We start from the raw sequence: 23181 nt of genomic DNA on the forward strand, positions 1-23181 counted from the left end.
GGCCCGACCGAGGCCCAGCCGACGACCGCACCACCGGCCCCCACCCCGGCACAGACCGCCAACACCTCACCGGAACCGACCCAGTTGACCCTGCTCTGAGCCGACCGGGAGGGGCGGCCCCGCCGGGAGGATCGGCCCTCCCGGCCGGGAAATGTGCTTGACGGGCTTCCTACCCTCTCGGACATGAACAGATCTTGTGAACGGACGGCGGACCGGCCCCCGCAGCCCGTACGGATAAGGGAGATGACCGCGGCCGATGTCGACGCGGTCTCGGCGGTGCGGGTCCGCGGCTGGCAGGCGGCATATCGGGGGCTGATGCCACAGGCGTATCTGGACGCGATGAGCGTGGCGGCCGATGCCGAGCGGCGGCGGTCGTGGTTCGGCCGCCGGTCTCCGGAGGTGTCGGATCTGGTGGCCGAACGCGGCGGTGCGGTCGTCGGCTGGGCCTCGGTCGGGCCGGCCCGCGACCCCGATATCGCCCCGGGCGCCGAGGAGCTGCCCGCCCCCCGGCCCACCGCGGGCGAGCTGCTCGCGCTCTATGTGGCGCCGGAGCTGATCGGCACCGGTGTCGGGCGCGCCCTGATGGCCGCCGGCACGGCCGACGCACGGGCGAAGGGCTTTCACACGCTGTATCTGTGGGTGGTGCGCGGCAACACCCGCGCCCGGCGTTTCTACGAGCGGGCCGGCTTCGTGCCCGACGGGGCGGAGGAGGCTCATGAGGTGGGCGGCCGCAGCGTCCCGGAGCTGCGCTATCGGCGCCGGCTGACGCCGGAGTCCGTACCGCCGGAGTCCGCACGACCGGAGTCCACACCGCGGGAGTCCGCACCACCGGCACCCGCCCCCTCGCCCCGCTCCGGGCCCTGACCCCGGCCGTCCGGCCCGCCGTCCGGCCCGGCCGCCGTCCCGTCGGGCCCGTCGTCCTGCGCCACCACACCCTCGTCCTCGTGCACCCCCAGCCGTGCGAGGGACGCCGCGGCGGCGGCCGCCAGCCGGGGATGGGCGACGGCGGCGGTGAGGGCGGGGACGGCGCGCCGGTCGCCGAGCGCGCCCAGGCCCTCGACACACGCGAGCGCCACCCGCCAGTAGGGGTTGTGCGGGGTCAGCAGCCGCTCCAGGGTCACGATCAGCGCCGGGACGGACTGCGGCGCCCGGAGTTCGGCGAGCAGCCGGACCGGGTGCAGCGCGTAGGCGGTGCGCAGCGGATTGGTGGCCAGCGCGGCCGCGGCGCGGGCGGTACGGGGGTCGCCGAGGCGGGCCAGGGCATGTGCGGCGGTGGCGCAGCGCACCGGGTCGCGGTAGTTCAGTAACAGCACGAGCGTCTCGAAGGCCCGCTTGTCGCCGGCGCAGCCCAGGATGAAGGCGGCGATCTCCCTGGCCCACAGCGGACGCTCCACGGCGACCAGCATCCGGGCCAGTTCCTCGCGTCCGGCCGGGCTGTTCTTGCGGGCCAGTCCCAGCAACCGTTCGTAGGCGATCAGATCCTGTGGGGAGCGGAGTTCGGCCCGCACCCGGTCCGTCAACTCGTGGAATTCGTCTTCCATTTGCCGCTCCCCTCCCGTCGGCCCACCCCGGTTCTCGCGGCGTGACCTGCACCACAGACTAATGACCCGCGCCACCCCTGGCGCTCTGGTTACTCACCGGTTAACCTGCTGGAACGAGCAGCACCCCTGCTCGGGCGGCCTGGTGACGCAGCCGCCACAGAGTGAAGTCGGTTCGGCACAGCACGACAACAGCACGGAGCGCACGGCACGGCCCCGGGACAGGGCCCGCCGCAGCTCCCCCACCGCCGGCGCTGCCCGCAGCGCCGCGGCTCCTCGCGGCACACCGCCGCCTGCTGCCCGCGGCGTACGGCCAGGCACCGCGCCCGCGCGGATACCCCTCAGTCGTCACTTCTCCCCTGCGCTCAGGGGAACACCCTCAGGAGTCTCGCGATGGGCCCTTCGTCCACCCCTGATCTCTCAACTCCCGCCTCTCCCCTGTCCCTTTCCACCATCGCCGTCGTCGGCCTGGGCACCATGGGCACCGGTATCGCCGAGGTCCTGACCCGCGCCGGCCGCGAGGTCATCGGCATCGACACCGACGAGGCCGCCGCCCAGCAGGCCGTCGCCGCCCTCGAAGGCGCCAGCGCGCGAGCGGTCGCCCGCGAGCGGATCACGGAGCGCGAGCGGCAGGACATCCTCGCCCGGTTCCGCACCTTCAGCGATCTGCAGGCGGCCGCGGACGCCGATCTCGTCATCGAGGTCGTGCCCGAGGACTACGAGCTCAAGCGGCAGGTCTTCGCCGGGCTGGACGCCGTGGTGCGGGCCGACACCATCCTCGCCACCGGCACCAACGCGCTCTCGGTGACCCGGCTGGCCGCCGACTCGCAACGCCCCGAGCGGGTGCTCGGGGTGCACTTCTTCAACCCCGCACCGGCCATGAAGCTGGTCGAGGTGGTCTCCTCGGTCCTCACCGCCCCGACCGCGGTCGCGGCCGTCACCGAGCTCGCCCGTGACCTGGGCAAGGACCCGATCGCGGTGGGTGACCGCCCCGGCTTCGTCGCCGACGGCCTGCTGTTCGGCTACCTGAACCAGGCCGCCGCGATGTACGAGGCGAAGTACGCCACCCGCGAGGACATCGACGCCGCGATGCGGCTCGGCTGCGGCCTGCCCATGGGCCCGCTGACCCTGCTCGACCTGATCGGCGTGGACACCGCCCGGACCGTCCTGGAGGCGATGTACGCCGAGTCCCAGGACCGGCTGCACGCCCCCGCACCGATCCTCGGCCAGCTGGCCGAGGCGGGGCTGACCGGCCGCAAGGCGGGCCGCGGCTTCTACACGTACGACGCTCCGGGCAGCGGCACCGCCGTGCCGGACGCGGAGAGCCCGGCGGCCGCCGATGAGCTCGCCGCCGGGCGTACGGTCAGCAGCGTCGGCGTGGCCGGTTCCGGGACGATGGCCAGCGGTATCGCCGAGGTCTTCGCCAAGGCGGGCTTCAAGGTCGTACTGGCCGCCCGCAGCCTGGAGAAGGCGGAGAAGGCCAAGGCCAGGATCGCCAAGTCGCTGGGCCGCTCCGTGGACAAGGGCCGGATGAGCGCCGAGGCGCGGGACACCGCCCTGGCCTCGATCACCCCGGCCGGGGCGCTCGACGCCTTCGCGGACGTCGATCTGGCGGTCGAGGCGGTGGCCGAGGACCTGGCGGTCAAGCAGGAGCTGTTCCGTACGCTGGACAAGGTCTGCAAGCCGGGCGCCATCCTGGCGACCACCACCTCCTCGCTGCCGGTCGTGGCCTGCGCCCGCGCCACCTCGCGCCCGCAGGACGTCATCGGGATGCACTTCTTCAACCCGGCGCCCGCCATGAAGCTGGTCGAGGTGGTCCGTACGGTCCTGACGGCCGACGACGTCCACGCCACCGTGCGGGCGGTCTGCGCCAAGGTCCGCAAGCACCCCGTGGACTGCGGCGACCGGGCCGGATTCATCGTGAACGCGCTGCTGTTCCCGTACCTGAACAACGCGATCAAGATGGTCGAGGAGCACTACGCGTCGCTGGACGACATCGACGCCGCCATGAAGCTCGGCGGCGGCTACCCGATGGGCCCGTTCGAACTCCTCGACGTGGTCGGCCTGGACGTGTCCCTGGCCATCGAGAAGGTGCTGCACGCCGAGTTCCGCGACCCCGGGCTGGCCCCGGCGCCGCTGCTGGAGCACCTCGTCGCGGCCGGCTGCCTCGGCCGCAAGACCGGCCGCGGCTTCCGTGAGTACGCCCGGCGCTGACGCCTGGCGGCACCCCGGCCAGGCCGGGGGAGGGTGGGGTGGACTGCTGGAACCGGACGGCGGTCCACCCCCGCTCACCGGGGCGAAGGCACCACCTCATGCCGCAGGCCGCGTAAATTTGCAGTACCGTCCCCACATGTCCCAGCCCGCTCGCCCGCAGCCTTCCGACACGTCCGACACCGTCACTCCCGGCACCCGCCGGGCGGCGGCGCAACGGCTCAAGATGCGCCGTGAATTGTCGGCGGCGGCGATGGAGCTGTTCGCGACCAAGGGCTACGAGGCGACGACGGTCGACGAGATCGCGGCCGCCGCGGGCGTCGCCCGGCGCACCTTCTTCCGCCACTTCCGCTCCAAGGAAGAGGCGATCTTCCCCGACCACGACGACACCCTCGTCCGCGCGGAGGCCGTCCTGGACGCCGCTCCGCCGCACGAGCACCCCCTCGACACGGTCTGCCGCGGCATCAAGGAGGTCATGCGGATGTACGCGGCCTCCCCGGCCGTGTCGGTGGCCCGCTACCGCCTGACCCGCGAGGTCCCCACCCTGCGGGAGGCGGAGATCGCCTCGGTGGCCCGCTACGAGCGGCTGTTCACCCGCTATCTGCTGGGCCACTTCGACGAGGGGGCACACCGCGAGGGCGACGACGACCCGCTGCTCGCCGAGGTCGCCGCGTCCGCCGTGGTCACCGCGCACAACCACGTGCTGCGTCGCTGGCTGCGGGCCGACGCCCAGGGCGATGTCGAGGCCCAGCTCGACCATGCCTTCGAGATCGTCCGGGAGACCTTCGGCGCCGGTATCGGCGCGGGCCGCACCAGCGGTGAGCAGCCGCCGGCGTCCGTCTCGCGGGAGGGCGAGGTGCTGGTGGCGGTGGCGCGTACGGACGCCCCGCTGGACGAGATCATGCGCACCATCCGCGAGGCGATCGCAGAGCGGAAGTAACGGTCCTCCGTCCGGATCCGGACGGAATCGCGGCCCGGCCCCTTGGCCCGGCCGGGCCGCGACACGGATGGCCTAACCCTCACCCCACGCACACTGCGTGTTTTGCGCATTCCTTTGCGTCACCATCAGGCCCCTCATCGGCCTTCTTTTGCTCATGCGTGCCCTCCGGATGACATCTGAGAGAAATTCTTGGCACTCAGTGTCTTGTCGACTGGCACGCGGTGTCATACGTTGAGGGTGTCCGGGCGGCCGGCGCGCAGAGAACCAACGCGCGCCGGCTGTCCCACCAGCCCTACGTGGCTGCCCGCCCGGACGCCTGCGTCACAGGCACCCCCAGCAGCCGCTGGGCACCGCGCTCACCACAGCGCTGCCAGGCACCGCGGCCGACGGCTCTGCAACCCCAGCAGAGGCGGCGGACCCGGCGCCGCCCCCGGCCGAACCGACGGCACCACCTCAGCACCACCCCCGACGTTCCCCCAAACCGTTCCCTCAACGGTTCCCCGCGCTCTCCACTTCGGACGGGCAGGGGAGGCCCCAACCGCCGGAGGCACCCCGTGAACGAAATCCTGGACGCCATCCTCGCGCCCGACACCACCAGCGCCGACTTCGCCGGCCTGACCATCCCCGAGTCCTACCGCGCGGTGACCGTGCACAAGGACGAGGCCGAGATGTTCGCCGGCCTGGAGACCAAGGAGAAGGACCCGCGCAAGTCGCTGCACGTCGATGAGGTGCCGGTGCCCGAACTGGGCCCGGGCGAGGCGCTGGTGGCCGTGATGGCCTCCTCCGTGAACTACAACTCCGTGTGGACCTCGATCTTCGAGCCGATGTCGACGTTCGGGTTCCTGGAGCGCTACGGCAAGCTCTCCCCGCTCACCAAGCGGCACGACCTGCCGTACCACGTCATCGGCTCCGACCTGGCCGGCGTCGTCCTGCGCACCGGCCCCGGCGTCAACGCCTGGGGCCCCGGCGACGAGGTCGTCGCGCACTGCCTGTCCGTCGAGCTGGAGTCCTCCGACGGCCACAACGACACCATGCTCGACCCCGAGCAGCGCATCTGGGGCTTCGAGACCAACTTCGGCGGCCTGGCCGAGATCGCGCTGGTCAAGTCCAACCAGCTGATGCCCAAGCCGAAGCACCTGAGCTGGGAGGAGGCGGCGGCGCCCGGTCTGGTCAACTCGACCGCCTACCGCCAGCTGGTCTCGCAGAACGGCGCGGCGATGAAGCAGGGCGACAACGTCCTGATCTGGGGCGCCAGCGGCGGACTCGGCAGTTACGCCACCCAGTTCGCGCTGGCCGGCGGCGCCAACCCGATCTGTGTGGTCTCCTCCGACCAGAAGGCGGAGATCTGCCGGAAGATGGGCGCCGAAGCGATCATCGACCGCAACGCCGAGGGGTACAAGTTCTGGAAGGACGAGCGGACCCAGGACCCGAAGGAGTGGAAGCGCTTCGGCAAGCGCATTCGCGAGTTCACCGGCGGCGAGGACATCGACATCGTCTTCGAACACCCCGGCCGCGAGACCTTCGGCGCGTCCGTCTTCGTCACCCGCAAGGGCGGCACCATCACCACCTGCGCCTCGACCTCGGGCTACATGCACGAGTACGACAACCGCTACCTGTGGATGTCGCTGAAGCGGATCGTCGGCTCGCACTTCGCCAACTACCGCGAGGCGTGGGAGGCCAACCGCCTGATCGCCAAGGGCAAGATCCACCCGACCCTGTCGAAGACGTACACCCTCGACGAGACCGGGCAGGCGGCGTACGACGTGCACCGCAACCTCCACCAGGGCAAGGTCGGCGTGCTGGCACTGGCCCCCGAGGAGGGCATGGGCGTGCGGGACGAGGAAATGCGCGCCAAGCACCTCGACGCCATCAACCGGTTCCGGAACGTCTGAGACGACTCGGACAGTCGGAACCACGAGGATTCGGGCCTGATATGACTGAGCGTCAGAAGGATCGTCCGTGGCTGATGCGGACCTACGCCGGCCACTCCACCGCCGAGGCGTCCAACGAGCTGTACCGGCGCAACCTCGCCAAGGGCCAGACCGGTCTGTCGGTCGCGTTCGACCTCCCGACGCAGACCGGATACGACCCCGACCACATCCTCGCCCGCGGCGAGGTCGGCCGGGTCGGGGTCCCGGTGTCCCACCTCGGTGACATGCGACGGCTGTTCCAGGACATCCCCCTGGACCAGATGAACACCTCGATGACCATCAACGCGACGGCCATGTGGCTGCTGGCGCTGTACGAGGTGGTCGCCGAGGAGCAGGGCGCCGACATCGCCAAGCTGTCGGGGACGACGCAGAACGACATCGTCAAGGAGTACCTCTCGCGCGGGACGCACGTCTTCCCGCCGGGGCCTTCGCTGCGGCTGACCACCGACATGATCACGTACACGGTGGCCCACATCCCCAAGTGGAACCCCATCAACATCTGCAGCTACCACCTGCAGGAGGCCGGGGCCACGCCGGTGCAGGAGATCGCCTACGCCATGTCCACCGCCATCGCGGTGCTGGACGCGGTGCGCGACTCCGGGCAGGTGCCGCCGGAGAAGTTCGGCGATGTCGTGGCCCGTATCTCGTTCTTCGTGAACGCCGGTGTGCGGTTCGTCGAGGAGATGTGCAAGATGCGCGCCTTCGGCCGCATCTGGGACAAGATCACCCGTGAGCGGTACGGCATCACGAACGAGAAGCAGCGCCGGTTCCGCTACGGCGTCCAGGTCAACTCGCTCGGTCTGACCGAGGCGCAGCCGGAGAACAACGTCCAGCGGATCGTCCTGGAGATGCTGGCCGTCACGCTCTCCAAGGACGCCCGCGCCCGGGCCGTGCAGCTCCCCGCCTGGAACGAGGCGCTGGGGCTGCCGCGGCCCTGGGACCAGCAGTGGTCGCTGCGTATCCAGCAGGTCCTGGCGCACGAGAGCGATCTGCTGGAGTACGAGGACATCTTCGCCGGCTCGCACGTCATCGAGGCCAAGGTGGACGCCCTGGTCGCCGACTGCCTCGCCGAGATCGAGCGGATCCAGGAAATGGGCGGCGCGATGGCCGCCGTGGAGTCCGGCTACCTCAAGTCGCAGCTGGTCTCCGCGCACGCCGAGCGGCGGGCCCGGATCGAGGCCGGCGAGGAGAAGATCGTCGGCGTCAACTGCTACGAGGGCACCGAGCCCAACCCGCTCACCGCCGATCTCGACACCGCCATCATGACCGTCGACCCGGCCAACGAGGCACGGGTCGTCCAGGCGCTGCACGACTGGCGGGACAACCGCGACGAGGCGCGCGCCCAGGAGTCGCTGTCGGTCCTGAAGAAGACCGCGGCCGGTGACGGCAACCTCTTCGCCGCCACCCTGGAGTGCGCCCGCGCCGGGGTGACGACCGGCGAGTGGGCCTGGGCGCTGCGGGACGTCTTCGGCGAGTTCCGGGCCCCCACGGGCGTCTCCAGCGCCCCGCTGGCGGTCGCCGCCGAGGAGGGCAGCCCGCTCGCCGCGGTCCGCGAGAAGGTCGACAGGACCGCCGCCGAACTCGGCAGCGGCAAGCTGCGGCTGCTGGTCGGCAAGCCCGGCCTGGACGGGCACAGCAACGGCGCCGAGCAGATCGCCGTACGGGCCCGGGACGCCGGTTTCGAGGTGATCTACCAGGGCATTCGGCTCACCCCTGAGCAGATCGTCTCGGCCGCGGTCGCCGAGGACGTGCACTGCGTCGGCCTGTCGATCCTGTCCGGCTCGCACGCCGAGCTGGTGCCGGACGTGCTGGCCCGGCTGCGGCGCACCGGCGTCGATGACATACCCGTCATTGTCGGCGGCATCATTCCCTCCGCCGACGCAACTGCACTGCGGGAGGCCGGAGTGGCGGCGGTCTTCACCCCCAAGGACTTCGGTATTACGGAGATCATCGGCCGTATCGTCGACGAGATCCGGAAAGCGAACCGGCTCGATCCTCTGGAGGTCCCCGCATGACCCAGGCGAACCGCCCGCCCGGCGGCCGCCCGCGCCGCTCCTGTCTCGCGGTTCCGGGCAGCAACCCGCGCTTTCTGGAGAAGGCCCAGGGGCTCCCGGCCGACCAGGTCTTCCTGGACCTGGAGGACGCCTGCGCCCCGCTCGCCAAGGAGGGCGCCCGGCACACCATCGTCGACGCGCTGAACAAGGGCGACTGGTCCGGCAAGACGCGGGTCGTGCGGGTCAACGACTGGACCACGCACTGGACGTACCGGGACGTCATCACGGTCGTCGAGGGCGCGGGGGCGAATCTCGACTGCATCATGCTGCCGAAGGTCCAGGACGCCCAGCAGATCGTGGCGCTGGACCTGCTGCTGACGCAGATCGAGAAGACCATGGGCTTCGAGGTCGGCAGGATCGGCATCGAGGCCCAGATCGAGAACGCCAAGGGCCTGGTGAACGTCGACGACATCGCCGGCGCCTCGCCCCGGCTGGAGACCATCGTCTTCGGCCCGGCCGACTTCATGGCGTCGATCAACATGAAGTCCCTGGTGGTCGGTGAGCAGCCGCCCGGTTATGGGGCGGATGCCTACCACTACATTCTGATGCGCATTCTGATGGCGGCCCGTACCAACGATCTACAGGCGATCGACGGGCCCTACCTTCAGATCAAGAACGTTGACGGCTATCGCGAGGTCGCCGGCCGGGCCGCCGCCCTCGGATTCGACGGCAAGTGGGTGCTGCACCCCGGTCAGGTCGAGGCCGCCAACGAGGTGTTCTCCCCGTCGCAGGAGGACTACGACCACGCCGAGCTGATCCTGGACGCCTACGAGTGGCACACCTCGGAGGCGGGCGGAGCCAAGGGTTCCGCGATGCTCGGCGACGAGATGATCGACGAGGCGAGCCGGAAGATGGCGCTGGTCGTCGCCGGCAAGGGCCGGGCCGCCGGCATGATCCGCACATCCACGTTCGAGGCCCCGGAGGCATAAGCACCATGCAGTTCGGCCGTACCTATGAAGAGTTCACCGTCGGCGATGTGTACAAGCACTGGCCCGGAAAAACCGTCACCGAATACGACGACCACCTCTTCTGTCTGCTCACCATGAATCACCACCCGCTGCACATGGACAGCAACTATGCGGAGCAGACCACCGACTTCGGAAAGAACGTCGTCGTCGGAAATTACATCTACTCCCTGCTGCTGGGCATGTCGGTGCCCGATGTCTCCGGAAAGGCCATCGCCAATCTGGAGATCGAGTCGCTGAAGCATGTGGCGCCCACCTTCCACGGCGACACGGTCTACGGCGAGACGACGGTGCTCGACAAGACGCCGTCGAAGTCCAAGTCCGACCGCGGCATCGTGTACGTCGAGACCAAGGGCTACAAGCAGGACGGCACCCTGATCTGCGTCTTCCGGCGCAAGGTCATGGTCCCCACCGCCACCTACATCAAGGAGCGCGGCGGCGAACAGCCCGGCCGCCCGGAGCTGACGGCCCCGACGGCCAAGAAGGAGAAGTAGCCATGACCCGTCTCGCGCAGACCGAGGGTCTGACCGACATCCAGCGGGAAATCCTCTCCACCGTCCGCGACTTCGTGGACAAGGAGATCATTCCGGTCGCCACGGAGCTGGAACACCGCGACGAGTACCCGACGCAGATCGTCGAGGGCCTCAAGGAACTCGGTGTATTCGGCCTGATGATTCCCGAGGAATACGGCGGGCTGGGTGAGTCCCTGCTCAGCTACGCGCTGACCGTCGAGGAGATCGCCCGCGGCTGGATGAGCGTCTCGGGCATCATCAACACCCACTTCATCGTGGCGTACATGCTCAAGCAGCACGGTACGCAGGAGCAGAAGGACTACTTCCTGCCGAAGATGGCGGCCGGCGAGATCCGGGGCGCCTTCTCGATGTCGGAGCCGGCGCTCGGCTCGGACGTCTCGGCCATCACCTCCAAGGGCGTCCGGGACGGGGACGAGTACGTCCTCAACGGCCAGAAGATGTGGCTCACCAACGGCGGTTCCTCGACGCTGGTCGCGGTGCTGTGCCGGACGGACGAGGGCCACCCGGAGGGCACCGCCCCGCACAAGTCGATGACGACCTTCCTCGTGGAGAAGGAGGCCGGCTTCGGTGAGGTGCGGCCGGGCCTCACCATTCCGGGCAAGATCGACAAGATGGGCTACAAGGGCGTCGACACCACCGAACTGATCATGGACGGGCTGCGGATCCCGGCCGATCGGGTGCTCGGCGGCGAGACCGGACGTGGCTTCTATCACATGATGGACGGCGTCGAGGTCGGCCGGGTCAATGTGGCCGCGCGCGGCTGCGGCGTCGCCCAGCGCGCGTTCGAACTGGGCGTTTCGTACGCACAGCAGCGACACACCTTCGGCAAGCCGATCGCCCAGCACCAGGCCATTCAGTTCAAACTGGCAGAAATGGCGACAAAGGTTGAAGCGGCCCATGCAATGATGGTGAACGCCGCTCGCAAAAAGGACTCGGGACAGCGAAACGACCTCGAGGCGGGCATGGCGAAGTACCTGGCCTCCGAGTACTGCAAGGAGGTGGTGGAAGACGCGTTCCGTATCCACGGTGGCTACGGGTTCTCGAAGGAGTACGAGATCGAGCGCCTCTACCGCGAGGCCCCGATGCTCCTGATCGGTGAAGGTACCGCCGAGATCCAGAAAATGATCATTGGGCGACGGCTACTCGAGGAGTACCGGATCCAGGGGTGAACGCCCCGTTTGGAGTGCTTTGGCCTAGACGAAGATCACACCCCGTCATGGTTCTTCGGCCACGGATTGGCTCTGGCTCTTGGCCAGTTGCCGCTCGCAACCGATAGCATCACGGAAAGCCGCCGTCCCCCCGTATCCCTACGCGGCATCCTCCGCTACGAAGGTCATCCATGCCCCACAGCCAATCCTCTGCACAACGCGGTCGCGTCCGCCTCGCGCGCGGAGCGTCGCCGTGGCTCCTGCCGACCGTTGCCACGGCAGCGGTCAGCCTCGCCCGGTCCCGCCGGTCGGGTCGCTGGGCCGCCGTTGCCGTGCCCACCACCGCACTGGCGGCGGGCATGCTGTGGTTTTTCCGCGACCCCGAGCGGGAGATCGCTCAGGGCCGTGTCATCTCCCCGGCCGACGGCGTGGTGCAGAGCATCATGCCGTGGAAGGACGGGCGCACCCGTGTCGCGATCTTCATGAGCCCGCTGAACGTCCACGTCAACCGCGCGCCGCTGGCCGGCACGGTGACGTCCGTGGAGCACATCCCCGGCGGGTTCGTCCCGGCGTTCAACAAGGAGAGCGAGAACAACGAGCGGGTCGTGTGGCACTTCGACACCGAGCTCGGCGACATCGAGATGGTGCAGATCGCCGGCGCGGTGGCCCGCCGCATCGTCCCCTACGTGCCCGAGGGCACCAAGGTCGAGCAGGGTGAACGGATCGGCCTGATCCGCTTCGGCTCGCGCGTGGACGTCTACCTCCCGGAAGGCGTCGAGGCTGCGGTCGAGGTCGGCCAGGCCACCACCGCGGGGGTGACTCGCCTTGACCGTGATTGATCCCGAGACCCAGGCGGGCTGGGCGCCCGAGACCGACGAGGACGACGACATGCCGCTGTCCACGCGGCTGTCAATAGCGGACACCCTCACCCTCGGCAACGCGATCTGCGGCTTCATGGCCGTGTACTTCACCACCACCGGGGTCCTCATCCCGCATCTGACGGGCACCGAGGACGGCGGGATGGCCCGGCACAGCGCGGCGATGGCCGTGATCCTGATGCTGTTCGCCTCGGTCTTCGACCTCTTCGACGGACTGGTGGCGCGCAAGCTGCGGGCCTCGGCGATGGGGGCCGAGCTCGACAACCTCTCCGACCTGATCAGCTTCGGGCTGGCACCCGCGTACTTCGTCGTGACCTGGGGCATGGTCGCCCAGGACGCGCACCAGCGGGTGTCGGTGGTCGCCGCGGTCGTGGTGCTGCTGGCGGTGGTGCTCCGGCTTGCGCGGTTCTCCTGTGTCACACTGCGTGACGGCATCTTCCAGGGCATGCCGAGCCCGTTCGGCGCCCTGACCGTCGTCGCCATCGTGCTGCTGGAGCTGCCGTTCCTGCCGACGCTGCTGGCGATCATCGGGGTGGCCTGGCTGATGGTGAGCCGGGTCGAGTACCCCAAGCCGCGGGGCCGGCTCGCGGTGGCGATGCTCAGCTGGATCGTGCTCAGCATGGGCATGCTCGCGGCCTGGGCGCTGGACGCCCCCGGCGGCCAGCTGCTGCTGCAGACCGGCTGCGCCCTGCAGGTGGTCATGGGCGCGATGATCCCGCTGTTCGCGACGGCCCGGAGGGTGAACACCTTCCGCGACAACCGCCGCGAGTCACGCGCCGAGTCGCGCGCCGCACAGCTCCCCTGACGGAGCACGCCGCACACCCACAGAGCCCCGGGCGAATCGTTCGCCCGGGGCTCTCGGCGTGTGCGGCGGCCCGCGCGTGCGGCGGGGCCACGTGTGCGGCCGCGGCCTCAGACCAGGAAGTCGTGCGCCAGGCGCTCGGCCGCCCGCTCCAGCAGCGGCCCCGCCTCGGCCATGCAGCGGGCCGGATCGGGCTCCAGGTCCGTCAGCGCGTAGGCGCGCCGGATACCGGCCGCCCGCAGCGCCTCCGGCGTCAGCTGGAGCCGGCCGCAGACCGCCGCCACCTCCAGACCGGCCGCCCGGGCTGCCGCGGCGACCCCGGCCGGCGCCTTGCCGTGCAGCGTCTGTGCGTCGAGCGAGCCCTCGCCCGTGATGACGAAGGTCGCCCGGGCCAGTGCCGGGGCGAAGCCCAGGACGTCGAGCATCACCTCGATGCCCGGGCGGAACACCGCGTCCAGAGCGACCAGCGCGCCGTAGCCGATGCCGCCCGCGGCGCCCGCGCCGGGAGCCAGGGCCAGCTCCGCCGCCCGCGGGCCGACCGCCTGCGCCAGCACCTCGGCGAAGTGCGCCAGGGCGGCGTCCAGCGTGGCCACGTCCGCCTCGTTCGCGCCCTTCTGCGGGCCGTAGACCGCCGGGGCGCCCTTCGGGCCAGTGAGCGGGTTGTCGACGTCGCTGGCCAGCACGATCCGGGTCGTGGCCAGCCGGGGATCCAGGCCGGACAGATCGACGGTGGCCAGCTCGCGCAGCGGGCCGCCGCCGGGGGCGACCGGCTCGCCGTCCGCGTCCAGGAGGCGCGCGCCCAGCGCCGCGAGCATCCCGGCGCCGCCATCGGTCGTGGCGCTGCCGCCGACGCCGAAGACGATCGAGGTCGCGCCCGCGTCGAGCGCCGCGCGCAGCAGCTCACCGGTGCCGTACGTGCTCGCCGTCAGGGGCGCGAAGACGCCGTCGGGGAGGTGCTGCAGCCCGGAGGCCTCCGCCATCTCCACCACGGCCGTGCCTCCCCCCGCTGGGGATGCCCCCTCGCGCAGCGCGAAGGTGGCCGTCACGGGGGTGCCGGTCGGGCCGGTGACCCGGGCCTCGTGGCGGGTGAAGCCGGCCGCGAGCGCGGCCGCGACCGTGCCGTCGCCGCCGTCCGCAACCGGCACCGCGGCCACGTCCAGACCGGGGAGCGCACGCCGCAGGCCGGCCGTGACGTGCTCGGCGACCTCGACGGCCGTGAGCGAGCCCTTGAACTTGTCCGCGGCGATCAACACATGTGCTGAGGGTGTCCTTGCTGCGTCCGCCACCGTGTTTCCCCTTGCTTCCGTACTGGCAGTCGCGCCGCTGTGACCTTATCCGGAGCGCCGCCCGTCGAACAGGGCACACCGGAGTGCGGCGCCGCCGGGCGCCCGGGGCGCGCCCTCCAAGAACCGCCGGTCAGGCCGTAGGCTCACGCCGTGACGACCATGGACTACGCCGCCTACATCGCCGGCCTGCCCCGCGTCCTCGCGGGCGCGGGCGTCATCTTCCGTGACGCGGAGGGCCGCCTCCTGCTGGTGGAGCCCAACTACCGCGACACCTGGCTCCTGCCGGGCGGCACCGTCGAATCGGACCAGGACGAATCGCCCCGCCAGGCCGCCCGCCGCGAGACCGCCGAGGAGATCGGTCTGGACATCGAGCCGGGCGCGCTGCTCGCCGTCGACTGGGTACGCGGCACAGGCCGGCCGCCGCTGGTGTCGTACCTCTACGACGGTGGGGTGCTGGACACCGGCCGGTTCGCGGCGATCCGGCTCCAGCAGGAGGAGTTGCTGTCCTGGCGCCTGGTGCACTGGGACGAGGCCCAGACGCTGGTGAGCCGGGAGCTGGCGCTGCGCATCGGCGCCGCGCTGAAGGCCCTGGCGGACGACCGCGGGCCGGCGGAACTGGAGGACGGGGTGCCGCCGGCCGCGGCGGCCCGAGCGCCGGAAATGAGGTGAGCGCCGGCGCCCGGCGCCCCTAGGTCGGGCGAGGGGGCGGTCGAGGGGGCGGGCGTCGGATCCGACGGGTAGCCGTTCTCGGCGCCCCTACGGGTTCCTCCCCCGGCGAGCGCCCGTCAGCCGCAGGCCCCGGCCGGGAACAGGGCCTCCTCCGTCCGCTCGAAGGCGAGCAGCCGGCGCTTGCGGTCGAGGCCGCCGCCGTAGCCGGTGAGGCTGCCGTCGGCGCCGACGACACGGTGGCAGGGGACGATGATGCCGACCGGGTTGCGCCCGTTGGCCAGGCCGACCGCGCGGGCCGCGGTGGGGACACCGAGCGCTTCGGCGAGCTGCCCGTACGAGCGGGTCTCGCCGTACGGGATGGTGCACAGCGCCGCCCAGACGCGGCGCTGGAAGGGTGTGCCGCGCAGGGTGAGCGGCAGGTCGAAGGTGGTCAACTCGCCGCGGAAATAGGCCCGGAGCTGGGAGACGGCCGCGGCGAACGGCGGTGCGCCGGGGTCCGCCGGGTCGCCGAAGCTCTCCTGGGGCGGGCGGTGGCGCTGGTCGGTCATGTAGAGGCCGGTGAGGGCAGCCCCGGCGGCGACCAGGGTGAGCGGTCCCACGGGGGTGCCGTCCAGGACGGTGTGGGTGACGGGGGCGGCGGGCTCGGGTGCGTGCGGGGTCATGGCGGGGGCTCAGTTCGTCGGGAGGTGGTTGATGGGGTGGTCGTCGGTCGCCCAGAGGTACTGGACGGCGTAGGCGCGCCAGGGGCGCCAGCGCGCGGCGTGCCGGACGAGGGCCGCGGGGGTGGCCGGCAGGCCGAGGCCGGCGGCGGCGCGGCGCAGTCCGAGGTCGGTCGGGGTGAAGGCGTCCGGGTCGCCGAGCCCGCGCATGGCGATGCATTCGACGGTCCAGGGGCCGATGCCCGGCAGCGTCGCGAGGTGGGCGCGGGCCTCGTCGCGGTCGCTGCCGACGCCCAGTTGCAGCGCGCCGGAGCCGAGGGCGGCGACGACGCCGGTGAGGGTGGCCCGGCGGCTGCGGGGCATCGCCAGTGACTCGGGGTCCAGCCCGGCGAGCGCGGCGGGGGACGGGAAGAGGTGGCTGAGGCCGCCGCCCGGGTCGTCGACCCGCTCACCGTGCGCACGGACCAGCCGGCCGGCGTGGGTGCGGGCCGCCGCGGTGGAGACCTGCTGGCCCAGGACGGCGCGGAGGGCGAACTCGTCGGCGTCGACGGTCCGCGGGACCCGGCGGCCGGGTGCCTTGTCGACGAGCGGCGCCAGCCGCGGGTCCTCGCGCAGCAGCCCGTCGACGGCCTCCGGGTCCGCGTCGAGGTCCAGCATCCGGCGGCAGCGGGCGATGGCACCGGCCAGATCCCGCAGGTCGGTCAGGGACAGCCGGCAGTCGATGTGGTCGGGGCGGGGCGCAAGGGCGACGATGCCGTGCCCGTAGGGGAGGCGCAGGGTCCGGCGGTAGGCGCCGTCCCGCCACTCCTCGACGCCGGGGACCGCGGTGGCGGCGAGGTGCCCGAAGAGGTTGTCGGGGTTCAGCGGCTGCCGGAAGGGCAGCCGCAGCGCGAGCGCACCGGGCAGCGTCGCCCTGGGGCCCGGCCGGGCGCGCTGCCGCAGCTCCGTCGGGGCCAGCGCGAAGACCTCCCGCACCGTCTCGTTGAAGGTGCGGATGCTGGCGAATCCGGCGGCGAAGGCGACCTCGGCCATCGGCAGTGCGGTGGTCTCCACCAGCAGGCGGGCGGTCTGCGCGCGCTGGGCGCGGGCGAGGGCCAGCGGCCCGGCCCCCAGCTCGGCGAGCAGCTGCCGTTCGATCTGCCGGGTGCTGTAGCCGAGGCGGGCCGCGAGCCCGGGGACGCCCTCGCGGTCGACGATGCCGTCGGCGATCAGCCGCATGGCGCGGGCGACCAGGTCGGCCCGTTCGTCCCACTCCGGGGACCCCGGGCTGGCATCGGGCCGACACCGCTTGCAGGCCCGGAATCCGGCCTGCTGGGCGGCGGCCGCGCTCGGGTAGAAGCGCATGTTCTCCGGCTTGGGCGGCACCACCGGACAGCTGGGCCGGCAGTAGATACGGGTGGTGAGCACCGCCGTGTAGAACCAGCCGTCGAAGCGGGCGTCCTTGGACTGCACGGCGCGCACGCAGCGCTCGGTGTCGGTGTGCATGCCCTCAAGGATTCCCCAGCCGACGCGCTCCGGCTGGCGAGAATCCGACATCGATGTCGGACCGCCCCGGCCCCGGCAGCGGGCCCGGGGACCGCACCCGGTCTCCGATGCCGCAGTGTCTCTCGGCCGGGGAGCGACCTCACCCGTCCAGACGGGACTCCCGGCGTATGTTCCGTGCGCTCGCCGTGATGCTGGCGGGGGAAGCGGCCGATGCCGCAGCCGCCGGTGCCGTTCTCTACGCACCGGGGAATCGACCTGCCGATCGCCGCCGCAGTCATGGTGCTGTTCTTTATCGATTTCTCGAAGAAGATGCCCATCGCGCCTGGACATCTCGGCACCTTCGAGGCCGGCGCCCTCTCTTCCTTCAATCTCAGGCGGATCGGGGTCGGACAGCCCCTAACCGAAGCGGCTGACGAAACGGCGTTGCCACGGCGTCTCGACCGCTCGTGCGGAGTATTTCTCGCGCACGTAACCGACCGCCTCGTGGCCGGGCAGGCCGTCGAGCACGGCAAGACATGCCAGGGCCGTGCCCGTGCGTCCGACACCGCCACCGCAGGCGATCTCCACGCGTTCGTTTTCAGCGCGTTCCAGCAATTCACGCAAAGAATCGGCGAACGCCGCACGATCGGACGGCAGCCAGAAGTCCGGCCAGCGAAGCCATCGGCTTTCCCACTCGACGGGGGCCGGCTGGCGGCCCCGCAAGTGAATGGCGAAGTCGGGCTGCGGGCCCGGAGGAAGTGGGCGCCTCAGACCCCGGCCACGGACCAAACGTCCCGACGGCAGTTCTAAGACCCCCGGCGCTGTGGGCTCCCACGTGGCATTCATGGAACGAGCATAGGCGCCACGGCCGCTGCGCCGGCAAGGCACTTCACGACCATGAGTCACCCGTGTCCACATTCGACCGGCTCCATTCCGGCGTCGGATATTCCTTTACCCGGCGGTCAGCGCACCTGCGCAGCGAAAGCCGCGAATGCCTGCTCGTCGAAGAGGACGAACCGCGCCTCTTCCACTGCTGTGTGCGTCTCGCGCACCGTCTCCACCGCGATACGGACAGCGTCTTCCATCGGCCACCCGTAGACGCCGGTGGAGATGGCCGGGAACGCGACGGTCCGCGCGCCCAGCTCGTCGGCGACCCGGAGAGACTCCCGGTAGCAGGACGCGAGGAGCGCGGACCGGTCCTCCTGCCGGGAAAACACGGGGCCCACGGTGTGGACGACCCAGCGGGCGGGCAGCCGGCCGGCGGTGGTGGCGACGGCCTGGCCGGTGGGCAGCCCGCCGCCGTAGTGGCCGTCACGCAGGGCGCGGCACTCGGCGAGGATCTCGGGGCCGCCGCGCCGGTGGATCGCGCCGTCCACTCCCCCGCCCCCGAGGAGCGAGGAGTTGGCCGCGTTCACCACGGCATCCACGGTCTGTTCGGTGATGTCGCCCTGGACGACGGTGAGGGTGGTACGGGAAGCGCTCATGGCGTACGACCCTACGGTGTGGCCACGGTCGGCGGACGGTTACACGCAGCCGGTCAACGGCGGTGTCCACCGGTGCATCGGCCGGTCAACGGCGGTGTCCACCGGTGCGTCGTGCCACCGTCCGTCGGCCGGTCAGCGGCGGTACCCGCGCAGCCGCCGCCAGACCGCCTTGGCGGCGTAGTGGCCGGACATGCCGTGCACGCCGGGGCCGGGCGGGGTGGCCTGCGAGCAGAGGTAGACGGCAGGGTGGGCGGTCTCGTACGGGACGCGGGCGAGCTTGGGGCGGATGAGCAGCCGCAGGCCGGCCGCGGAGCCGGTGGCGGTGTCGCCGCCCACGTAATTGGCGTTACGGACGGCGAGTTGTGGCGGGCCGGCCACCGCGCGGGCCAGGACCAGGTCGCGGAAGCCGGGCGCGAACCGCTCGATCTGCCGCTCGACGGCCTCGGTGGCGTCGCCCTCCCAGCCATTGGGGACATGGCCGTACGCCCAGAACGTGTGCTTGCCCTCGGGGGCGCGGGTGGGGTCGATCAGGCTGGGCTGGGCGGTGATCAGGAAGGGGCGGGACGGGTCGCGGCCGTAGGTGGCGGCGTTCAGCGCGGCGCCGATGTCGTCGCTGGTGGGGCCGATGTGGACGGTGCCGGCGCGGCGGGCGTCCTCGGCCGTCCACGGCACCGGGCCGGACAGTGCGTAATCGACCTTGAAGACGCTGGGGCCGTACTTCACGTCGCGGTAGGCGTTGCCCAGGCCGGCGATCCGGGCGAGCGCGGTCGGAGAGGTGTCGAAGACGTACGCCCGGGCCGGCGGCAGGTCGTCCAGCCGCTTGACCTCGAAGTCGGTGTGCACCGCGCCGCCATGGGCGTGCAGCAGCCCGGCGAGGGCGTCGGAGATGGCCTGGGAGCCGCCGCGGGCCACCGGCCAGCCGTGGGCGTGCGCGGCGAGCGCGAACATCAGGGCCATGCCGGAGGTCCCGAAGCCGCCGAGCGGGGCGTTGGCGTGCGCGCCGAGCCCGGCCAGCAGCGCGCGGGCCTTCTCGTCCTGGAAGCGGCGGGTGAGCAGGGTGACCGGCTGCATCGCGACCAGGCCGAAGCGGGCGTAGGTCAGCGGGTCCTGGGGCAGGCCGAGCCACTGGGTGCGCAGGAAGTCGCGGGCCATCGCCTCCCACTTGCCGACGAAGGGCGCGACGAGCCTGCGGTACGTGCCGGCGTCGCGCGGTCCGAAGGACATGGCGGTCTCACCGACGCAGTGGGCGAGCACGGCTGCCGTGCCGTCCGGGAACGGATGGGCCATGGGGAGCTCGGGGTGCAGCCATTCCAGGCCGTGGCGCGCCAGCGGCATCGCGGCGAAGGCGGGCGAACCGGCGCCCGTGGGGTGCACCGCCGAGCAGGGGTCGTGGCGGAAGCCGGGGAGGGTCAGCTCCTCGGTGCGGGCACCGCCGCCGATGGTGTCGCAGGCCTCGAAGACCTCCACCGACATGCCCCGGCGGGCGAGTTCGACGGCCGCCGTCAGGCCGTTGGGTCCCGCCCCGATCACCACGGCATCGAGCATCCTCGGCACGTACGCCACTCCCCTCACGTCCGACCCTCGTCGGTGAGGATCAGTTGGCGGCCGCCAGCAGTTCGAGGATACGCCGCGCCGTTTCGGCGTCCCGCGCCGCGGTGAAGGGCAGCGCATTGCCGCCCTCGATCCGGAACGGCTCCCCGGCGACCGTGCCGCTCGCGCCGCCCGCCTCCTGGACCAGCAGCAGCCCGGCCGCGTGATCCCAGGCGTTCTCCCAGCTGAAGGCGATGGCGTCGAGCTCGCCGCGGGCTATGTGCAGATACTCCAGGCCCGCCGAGCCACAGGGGCGCGGGGCGATGCCGGCGGTGTCCAGGGCGGCGAGCACCCGTTTCTGGTCGGCATCGGTGAAGTCGTAGTGGGAGGTCGCCACATTGAGGACGGCGCCGGGCTCCGGGCTGCCGGTGTGCAGCGGTACGCCGTTGAGCTGGGCGCCGGCGCCGCGGCGGGCGACGGCCAGCAGGCCGAGCGCGGGGGCGTACGTCCACGACGCCAGCAGCTCCCCGCGGTGGGCGAGCGCGACGAGCGTGGCGAAGCCGGGGTCGCCGTGCACGAACTGTCGGGTGCCGTCGACCGGGTCGACGATCCAGACGGGGGCGTCGCCGTGCAGCGCGTCGAGCACGGTGGGATCGGCGTGCACCGCCTCCTCGCCGACCACCCGGGAGCCGGGCAGCAGGTCCGTCAGGGCGGCGGTGAGCTGCTCCTCGGCGCGCCGGTCGGCGACCGTGACGAGGTCGTGCGGGCCGTTCTTCTCGACGATGTCCTCGGCGGCGAGCTGCCGGAAGCGCGGCATGATCTCCTCGGCCGCGGCACGGCGGACGGCGGCCTCGACGGCGGCGAGGTCCAGCCCCGACAGATCCGGCGAGGAGGTCATGGCAACAGCATGGGTGATATCCGTGGGATCTCCCGCTTGGTGGGTACGAAGTGCTTCGATCATGCGTCCATCGAACCATGAGCCACTGACACGGCGGCTGGACTCCAGGTGAACTCGGGATGCCGCGGAGGGCACGGCCGAAAACCGGCCCCCAGGGCCCGCCACGGCCCCCCACCGGCTGCCTCAGCCCCCGGCTGCCTCAGCGCCCGACCGCGTACCCCTGCATCCCCCGGGGATTCGCCGCCGCGGACAGCAGACCGCTCTCCGGATCCCGGGCCACGGCACACAGCCGCCCCTCGGACCAGTCGTCACCCACCGTGACACGGTGCTCACGCCGCCGCAGCTCGTCGATGGTCCGCCGGCCGATCCGGGATTCCACGGTCACGCTCCCCGGCCGCATCCCGCGGGGGAAGAAGGACCCGGGGAAGGAGTCCTGGTGCCAGTTCGGGGCGTCGATGGCGCCCTGCAGGTCGAGCCCGCCGCGGACCGCCCCGCGCAGCGCCACGGCCAGGAAGAAGTGGACCTGCCACTGGTCCTGCTGATCCCCGCCGGGCGTCCCGAAGGCCATCACCGGGACCCCGTCGCGCAGCGCCAGCGACGGGGTGAGGGTGGTGCGGGGGCGGCGCCCCGGGGTGAGGGAATTCGGCAGGCCCTCCTCCAGCCAGGCCATCTGCAGCCGGGTGCCGAGCGGGAAGCCGAGCCCCGGGACGACGGGATTGGACTGCAGCCAGCCGCCGGACGGGGTGGCGGAGACGAGGTTGCCCCAGCGGTCGACGACATCGATGTGGCAGGTGTCGCCGCGCACGCCGCCGTTCCGGTCGATCTCCGGGGCGGCCGGGGCGACCAGGGCGATATCCGCGGGCATCCTGCCGGGCGCGGCGGCCGTGGGCACCCCGCTGGGCCCGCCCCCGACGGTCGGCTCGCCCGCTCCGCTGCCGGAGCCGGCCGCCGCACCGAAGCCGTCCGCACCCGTCGCTGCCGCCCGCGCGTGCTCGCTCAGACGTGGGGTGCGGCCGTCCGGGCTGCCTGGCCGTAGTTCGTACGAGGCGTGCGCGCCGATGAGGGCTCGGCGGGCCGCGTTGTAGTCGTCGCTGAGGAGGGTGTCGAGCGGCACCTCCTGGGCGTCGCCGTACCAGGCCTCACGGTCGGCCATCGCCAGCTTGCTGCCCTCGATGAGCAGGTGGACGTAGTCGGGACTGCCGTATGCGGGCAACTCCGGTGGAAGCAGGGCGAGTTGCTGGAGGAAGACGGGCCCCTGGGACCAGCCGCCCGCCTTGGCGACGGTCCAGCCGTTCCAGTCGTGGGTGACCGGTGCTTCATAGGTGGCGGAGAAGGCGGCCAGGTCGTCGCCGGTGAGGGTGCCCGCATGGCGTTCGCCGGAGGTGTCCATGGCCGGACGGGCCGCGAAGCCGGCGAGCGCCTCACCGATGAACCCCTCGCGCCAGATGCGGCGGGCGGCGTCGAGCTGCGCCTCGCGGCCGGTCGACGCCGCCTCTGCCTCCGCGATCAGCCGGCGCCAGGTGGCCGCCAGCGGACGGTTCCTGAGCAGTCCGCCGGGGGCGACCGACCTGCCGCCCGGAAGGTAGAGCTCGGCGGACGAGGTCCACTCCGTCTCGAAGAGCGCACGCACCGTCTCGACGGCCTCGCCGATCCGCTCCACGGCGGGATGGCCGTGTTCCGCGTACCCGACGGCGTACCGCAGCACCTCGGCGAGGGACTTGCTGCCGTGGTCGCGCAGCAACAGCATCCAGGCGTCGAAGGCTCCGGGAACCGCGGCGGCGAGCGGCCCGGTGCCGGGCACCCGGTCGAGGCCGAGGGAGGTGTAGTGCGCCACGCTCGCACCGGCCGGCGCCGGCCCCTGGCCGCACAGCACCCGCACCGGCCCGTCAGCCGGCGCCAGGATGATCGGCACCTCGCCCGCCGGCCCGTTCAGATGCGGCTCCACGACATGCAGCACGAACCCCGCGGCCACCGCGGCGTCAAAGGCGTTGCCGCCGTCCTCCAGAACAGCCATCGCCGACTGCGACGCCAGCCAGTGCGTGGTGGAAACCATCCCGAAGGTGCCCTGGAGGGTCGGGCGGGTGGTGAACACGGGGACTCCTCGGTGGGTGGGGCGGGGCGGTGCTGCATCACGTGACGATGTCGTACGACATCGATGCTGAGAAGATGGCCGAGGTGCTGCGGATCGGCC

20 protein-coding genes are annotated in these 23181 nt (G+C 71.8%); 11 read left to right on the plus strand and 9 right to left on the minus strand.

The features are described 5' to 3' along the window. Window positions 1-183 precede the first annotated feature (183 nt). The gene (locus EST92_RS20960; RefSeq protein ID WP_343283807.1) at window positions 184-864 is read left to right on the plus strand and encodes a GNAT family N-acetyltransferase; all 681 of its coding nucleotides are present in this window, start codon (window positions 184-186) and stop codon (window positions 862-864) included. Here the strand turns inward: EST92_RS20960 and EST92_RS20970 are convergent. Continuing rightward, window positions 750-1541 carry a HEAT repeat domain-containing protein gene (locus EST92_RS20970; protein ID WP_254068935.1) on the minus strand — a complete coding sequence of 264 codons (792 nt, stop codon included), beginning with the start codon at window positions 1539-1541 and terminating at the stop codon, window positions 750-752. The genes EST92_RS20960 and EST92_RS20970 overlap by 115 nt on opposite strands. A gap of 390 nt (window positions 1542-1931) precedes the next feature. Here EST92_RS20970 and EST92_RS20975 point away from each other — a divergent pair, with 390 nt between their 5' ends. The 9 genes from EST92_RS20975 (at window position 1932) to pssA (ending at window position 13003) form a co-directional block, all read left to right on the plus strand. Continuing rightward, the gene (locus EST92_RS20975) at window positions 1932-3752 is read left to right on the plus strand and encodes a 3-hydroxyacyl-CoA dehydrogenase family protein (RefSeq protein ID WP_129282402.1); all 1821 of its coding nucleotides are present in this window, start codon (window positions 1932-1934) and stop codon (window positions 3750-3752) included. A 136-nt stretch (window positions 3753-3888) separates the two neighbouring features. Further along, on the plus strand, window positions 3889-4689 hold the full coding sequence (locus EST92_RS20980) for a TetR family transcriptional regulator (RefSeq protein ID WP_129282403.1): 801 nt from the start codon (window positions 3889-3891) through the stop codon (window positions 4687-4689). A 554-nt stretch (window positions 4690-5243) separates the two neighbouring features. Beyond that, a complete protein-coding gene (gene ccrA, locus EST92_RS20985) occupies window positions 5244-6581 on the plus strand; it encodes a crotonyl-CoA carboxylase/reductase (protein WP_129282404.1) in 1338 nt (445 codons plus the stop codon). A 41-nt stretch (window positions 6582-6622) separates the two neighbouring features. Beyond that, complete coding sequence (locus tag EST92_RS20990) at window positions 6623-8635, plus strand: protein meaA (protein ID WP_129282405.1); 2013 nt, start codon at window positions 6623-6625, stop codon at window positions 8633-8635. Continuing rightward, complete coding sequence (locus EST92_RS20995) at window positions 8632-9603, plus strand: CoA ester lyase (protein WP_129282406.1); 972 nt, start codon at window positions 8632-8634, stop codon at window positions 9601-9603. The genes EST92_RS20990 and EST92_RS20995 overlap by 4 nt, the downstream gene beginning before the upstream one ends. Window positions 9604-9608: 5 nt before the next feature. After that, window positions 9609-10133: a MaoC family dehydratase gene (locus EST92_RS21000; RefSeq protein WP_129282407.1), complete on the plus strand. Its 525-nt coding sequence runs from the start codon at window positions 9609-9611 to the stop codon at window positions 10131-10133. 2 nt (window positions 10134-10135) lie between these two features. Beyond that, on the plus strand, window positions 10136-11341 hold the full coding sequence (locus EST92_RS21005) for an acyl-CoA dehydrogenase family protein (protein ID WP_129282408.1): 1206 nt from the start codon (window positions 10136-10138) through the stop codon (window positions 11339-11341). A gap of 170 nt (window positions 11342-11511) precedes the next feature. Continuing rightward, the gene (locus tag EST92_RS21010; RefSeq protein WP_129250757.1) at window positions 11512-12159 is read left to right on the plus strand and encodes a phosphatidylserine decarboxylase; all 648 of its coding nucleotides are present in this window, start codon (window positions 11512-11514) and stop codon (window positions 12157-12159) included. Then, window positions 12146-13003: a CDP-diacylglycerol--serine O-phosphatidyltransferase gene (gene pssA / locus EST92_RS21015; RefSeq protein WP_173909726.1), complete on the plus strand. Its 858-nt coding sequence runs from the start codon at window positions 12146-12148 to the stop codon at window positions 13001-13003. The genes EST92_RS21010 and pssA overlap by 14 nt, the downstream gene beginning before the upstream one ends. Window positions 13004-13110: 107 nt before the next feature. On the opposite strand, the gene EST92_RS21020 is transcribed toward pssA, so the two are convergent. After that, complete coding sequence (locus EST92_RS21020; protein WP_129282409.1) at window positions 13111-14253, minus strand: glycerate kinase; 1143 nt, start codon at window positions 14251-14253, stop codon at window positions 13111-13113. 192 nt (window positions 14254-14445) lie between these two features. On the opposite strand from EST92_RS21020, the gene EST92_RS21025 reads away from it, so the two are divergent. Continuing rightward, the gene (locus EST92_RS21025; protein ID WP_174244083.1) at window positions 14446-14955 is read left to right on the plus strand and encodes an NUDIX hydrolase; all 510 of its coding nucleotides are present in this window, start codon (window positions 14446-14448) and stop codon (window positions 14953-14955) included. A 116-nt stretch (window positions 14956-15071) separates the two neighbouring features. Here EST92_RS21025 and EST92_RS21030 read toward each other — a convergent pair whose 3' ends face one another. From EST92_RS21030 to EST92_RS21060, 7 genes are all read right to left on the minus strand, one after another. Next, the gene (locus EST92_RS21030) at window positions 15072-15617 is read right to left on the minus strand and encodes a methylated-DNA--[protein]-cysteine S-methyltransferase (RefSeq protein ID WP_129282411.1); all 546 of its coding nucleotides are present in this window, start codon (window positions 15615-15617) and stop codon (window positions 15072-15074) included. A gap of 9 nt (window positions 15618-15626) precedes the next feature. Next, entirely contained in the window at window positions 15627-17099 is a 1473-nt protein-coding gene (locus EST92_RS21035; protein WP_129282412.1) for a DNA-3-methyladenine glycosylase 2, read from the minus strand. 396 nt (window positions 17100-17495) lie between these two features. Beyond that, entirely contained in the window at window positions 17496-17924 is a 429-nt protein-coding gene (locus EST92_RS21040) for a protein-tyrosine phosphatase family protein (protein ID WP_129282413.1), read from the minus strand. A 116-nt stretch (window positions 17925-18040) separates the two neighbouring features. Next, window positions 18041-18562, minus strand: a complete 522-nt coding sequence (locus EST92_RS21045) for an O-acetyl-ADP-ribose deacetylase (RefSeq protein WP_129282414.1) — start codon at window positions 18560-18562, stop codon at window positions 18041-18043. Between the two features lie 132 nt (window positions 18563-18694). Further along, on the minus strand, window positions 18695-20107 hold the full coding sequence (locus EST92_RS21050; RefSeq protein WP_129282418.1) for an NAD(P)/FAD-dependent oxidoreductase: 1413 nt from the start codon (window positions 20105-20107) through the stop codon (window positions 18695-18697). 49 nt (window positions 20108-20156) lie between these two features. After that, the gene (locus EST92_RS21055) at window positions 20157-20990 is read right to left on the minus strand and encodes an inositol monophosphatase family protein (RefSeq protein WP_129282415.1); all 834 of its coding nucleotides are present in this window, start codon (window positions 20988-20990) and stop codon (window positions 20157-20159) included. A gap of 199 nt (window positions 20991-21189) precedes the next feature. Then, entirely contained in the window at window positions 21190-23082 is a 1893-nt protein-coding gene (locus EST92_RS21060; protein ID WP_129282416.1) for a gamma-glutamyltransferase, read from the minus strand. Window positions 23083-23181 lie beyond the last annotated feature (99 nt).

The sequence above is a fragment of the Streptomyces sp. TM32 genome (assembly GCF_004122755.1).
In the GTDB taxonomy this organism is placed as follows: Bacteria; Actinomycetota; Actinomycetes; order Streptomycetales; family Streptomycetaceae; genus Streptomyces; species Streptomyces sioyaensis.

Bases quoted from the DNA above. Each gene is read 5' to 3' on its own strand.
- EST92_RS21025 (WP_174244083.1), top strand. From the start codon at position 14,446: ATGGACTACGCCGCCTACATCGCCGGCCTGCCCCGCGTCCTCGCGGGC.
- EST92_RS21040 (WP_129282413.1), bottom strand. From the start codon at position 17,924: ATGAATGCCACGTGGGAGCCCACAGCGCCGGGGGTCTTAGAACTGCCG.
- EST92_RS21005 (WP_129282408.1), top strand. From the start codon at position 10,136: ATGACCCGTCTCGCGCAGACCGAGGGTCTGACCGACATCCAGCGGGAA.
- EST92_RS20990 (WP_129282405.1), top strand. From the start codon at position 6,623: ATGACTGAGCGTCAGAAGGATCGTCCGTGGCTGATGCGGACCTACGCC.
- EST92_RS20975 (WP_129282402.1), top strand. From the start codon at position 1,932: ATGGGCCCTTCGTCCACCCCTGATCTCTCAACTCCCGCCTCTCCCCTG.
- EST92_RS20960 (WP_343283807.1), top strand. From the start codon at position 184: ATGAACAGATCTTGTGAACGGACGGCGGACCGGCCCCCGCAGCCCGTA.
- EST92_RS21045 (WP_129282414.1), bottom strand. From the start codon at position 18,562: ATGAGCGCTTCCCGTACCACCCTCACCGTCGTCCAGGGCGACATCACC.
- EST92_RS20970 (WP_254068935.1), bottom strand. From the start codon at position 1,541: ATGGAAGACGAATTCCACGAGTTGACGGACCGGGTGCGGGCCGAACTC.
- EST92_RS20995 (WP_129282406.1), top strand. From the start codon at position 8,632: ATGACCCAGGCGAACCGCCCGCCCGGCGGCCGCCCGCGCCGCTCCTGT.
- EST92_RS21000 (WP_129282407.1), top strand. From the start codon at position 9,609: ATGCAGTTCGGCCGTACCTATGAAGAGTTCACCGTCGGCGATGTGTAC.
- EST92_RS21050 (WP_129282418.1), bottom strand. From the start codon at position 20,107: ATGCTCGATGCCGTGGTGATCGGGGCGGGACCCAACGGCCTGACGGCG.
- EST92_RS21030 (WP_129282411.1), bottom strand. From the start codon at position 15,617: ATGACCCCGCACGCACCCGAGCCCGCCGCCCCCGTCACCCACACCGTC.
- EST92_RS21055 (WP_129282415.1), bottom strand. From the start codon at position 20,990: ATGACCTCCTCGCCGGATCTGTCGGGGCTGGACCTCGCCGCCGTCGAG.
- EST92_RS21035 (WP_129282412.1), bottom strand. From the start codon at position 17,099: ATGCACACCGACACCGAGCGCTGCGTGCGCGCCGTGCAGTCCAAGGAC.
- EST92_RS21010 (WP_129250757.1), top strand. From the start codon at position 11,512: ATGCCCCACAGCCAATCCTCTGCACAACGCGGTCGCGTCCGCCTCGCG.
- EST92_RS20980 (WP_129282403.1), top strand. From the start codon at position 3,889: ATGTCCCAGCCCGCTCGCCCGCAGCCTTCCGACACGTCCGACACCGTC.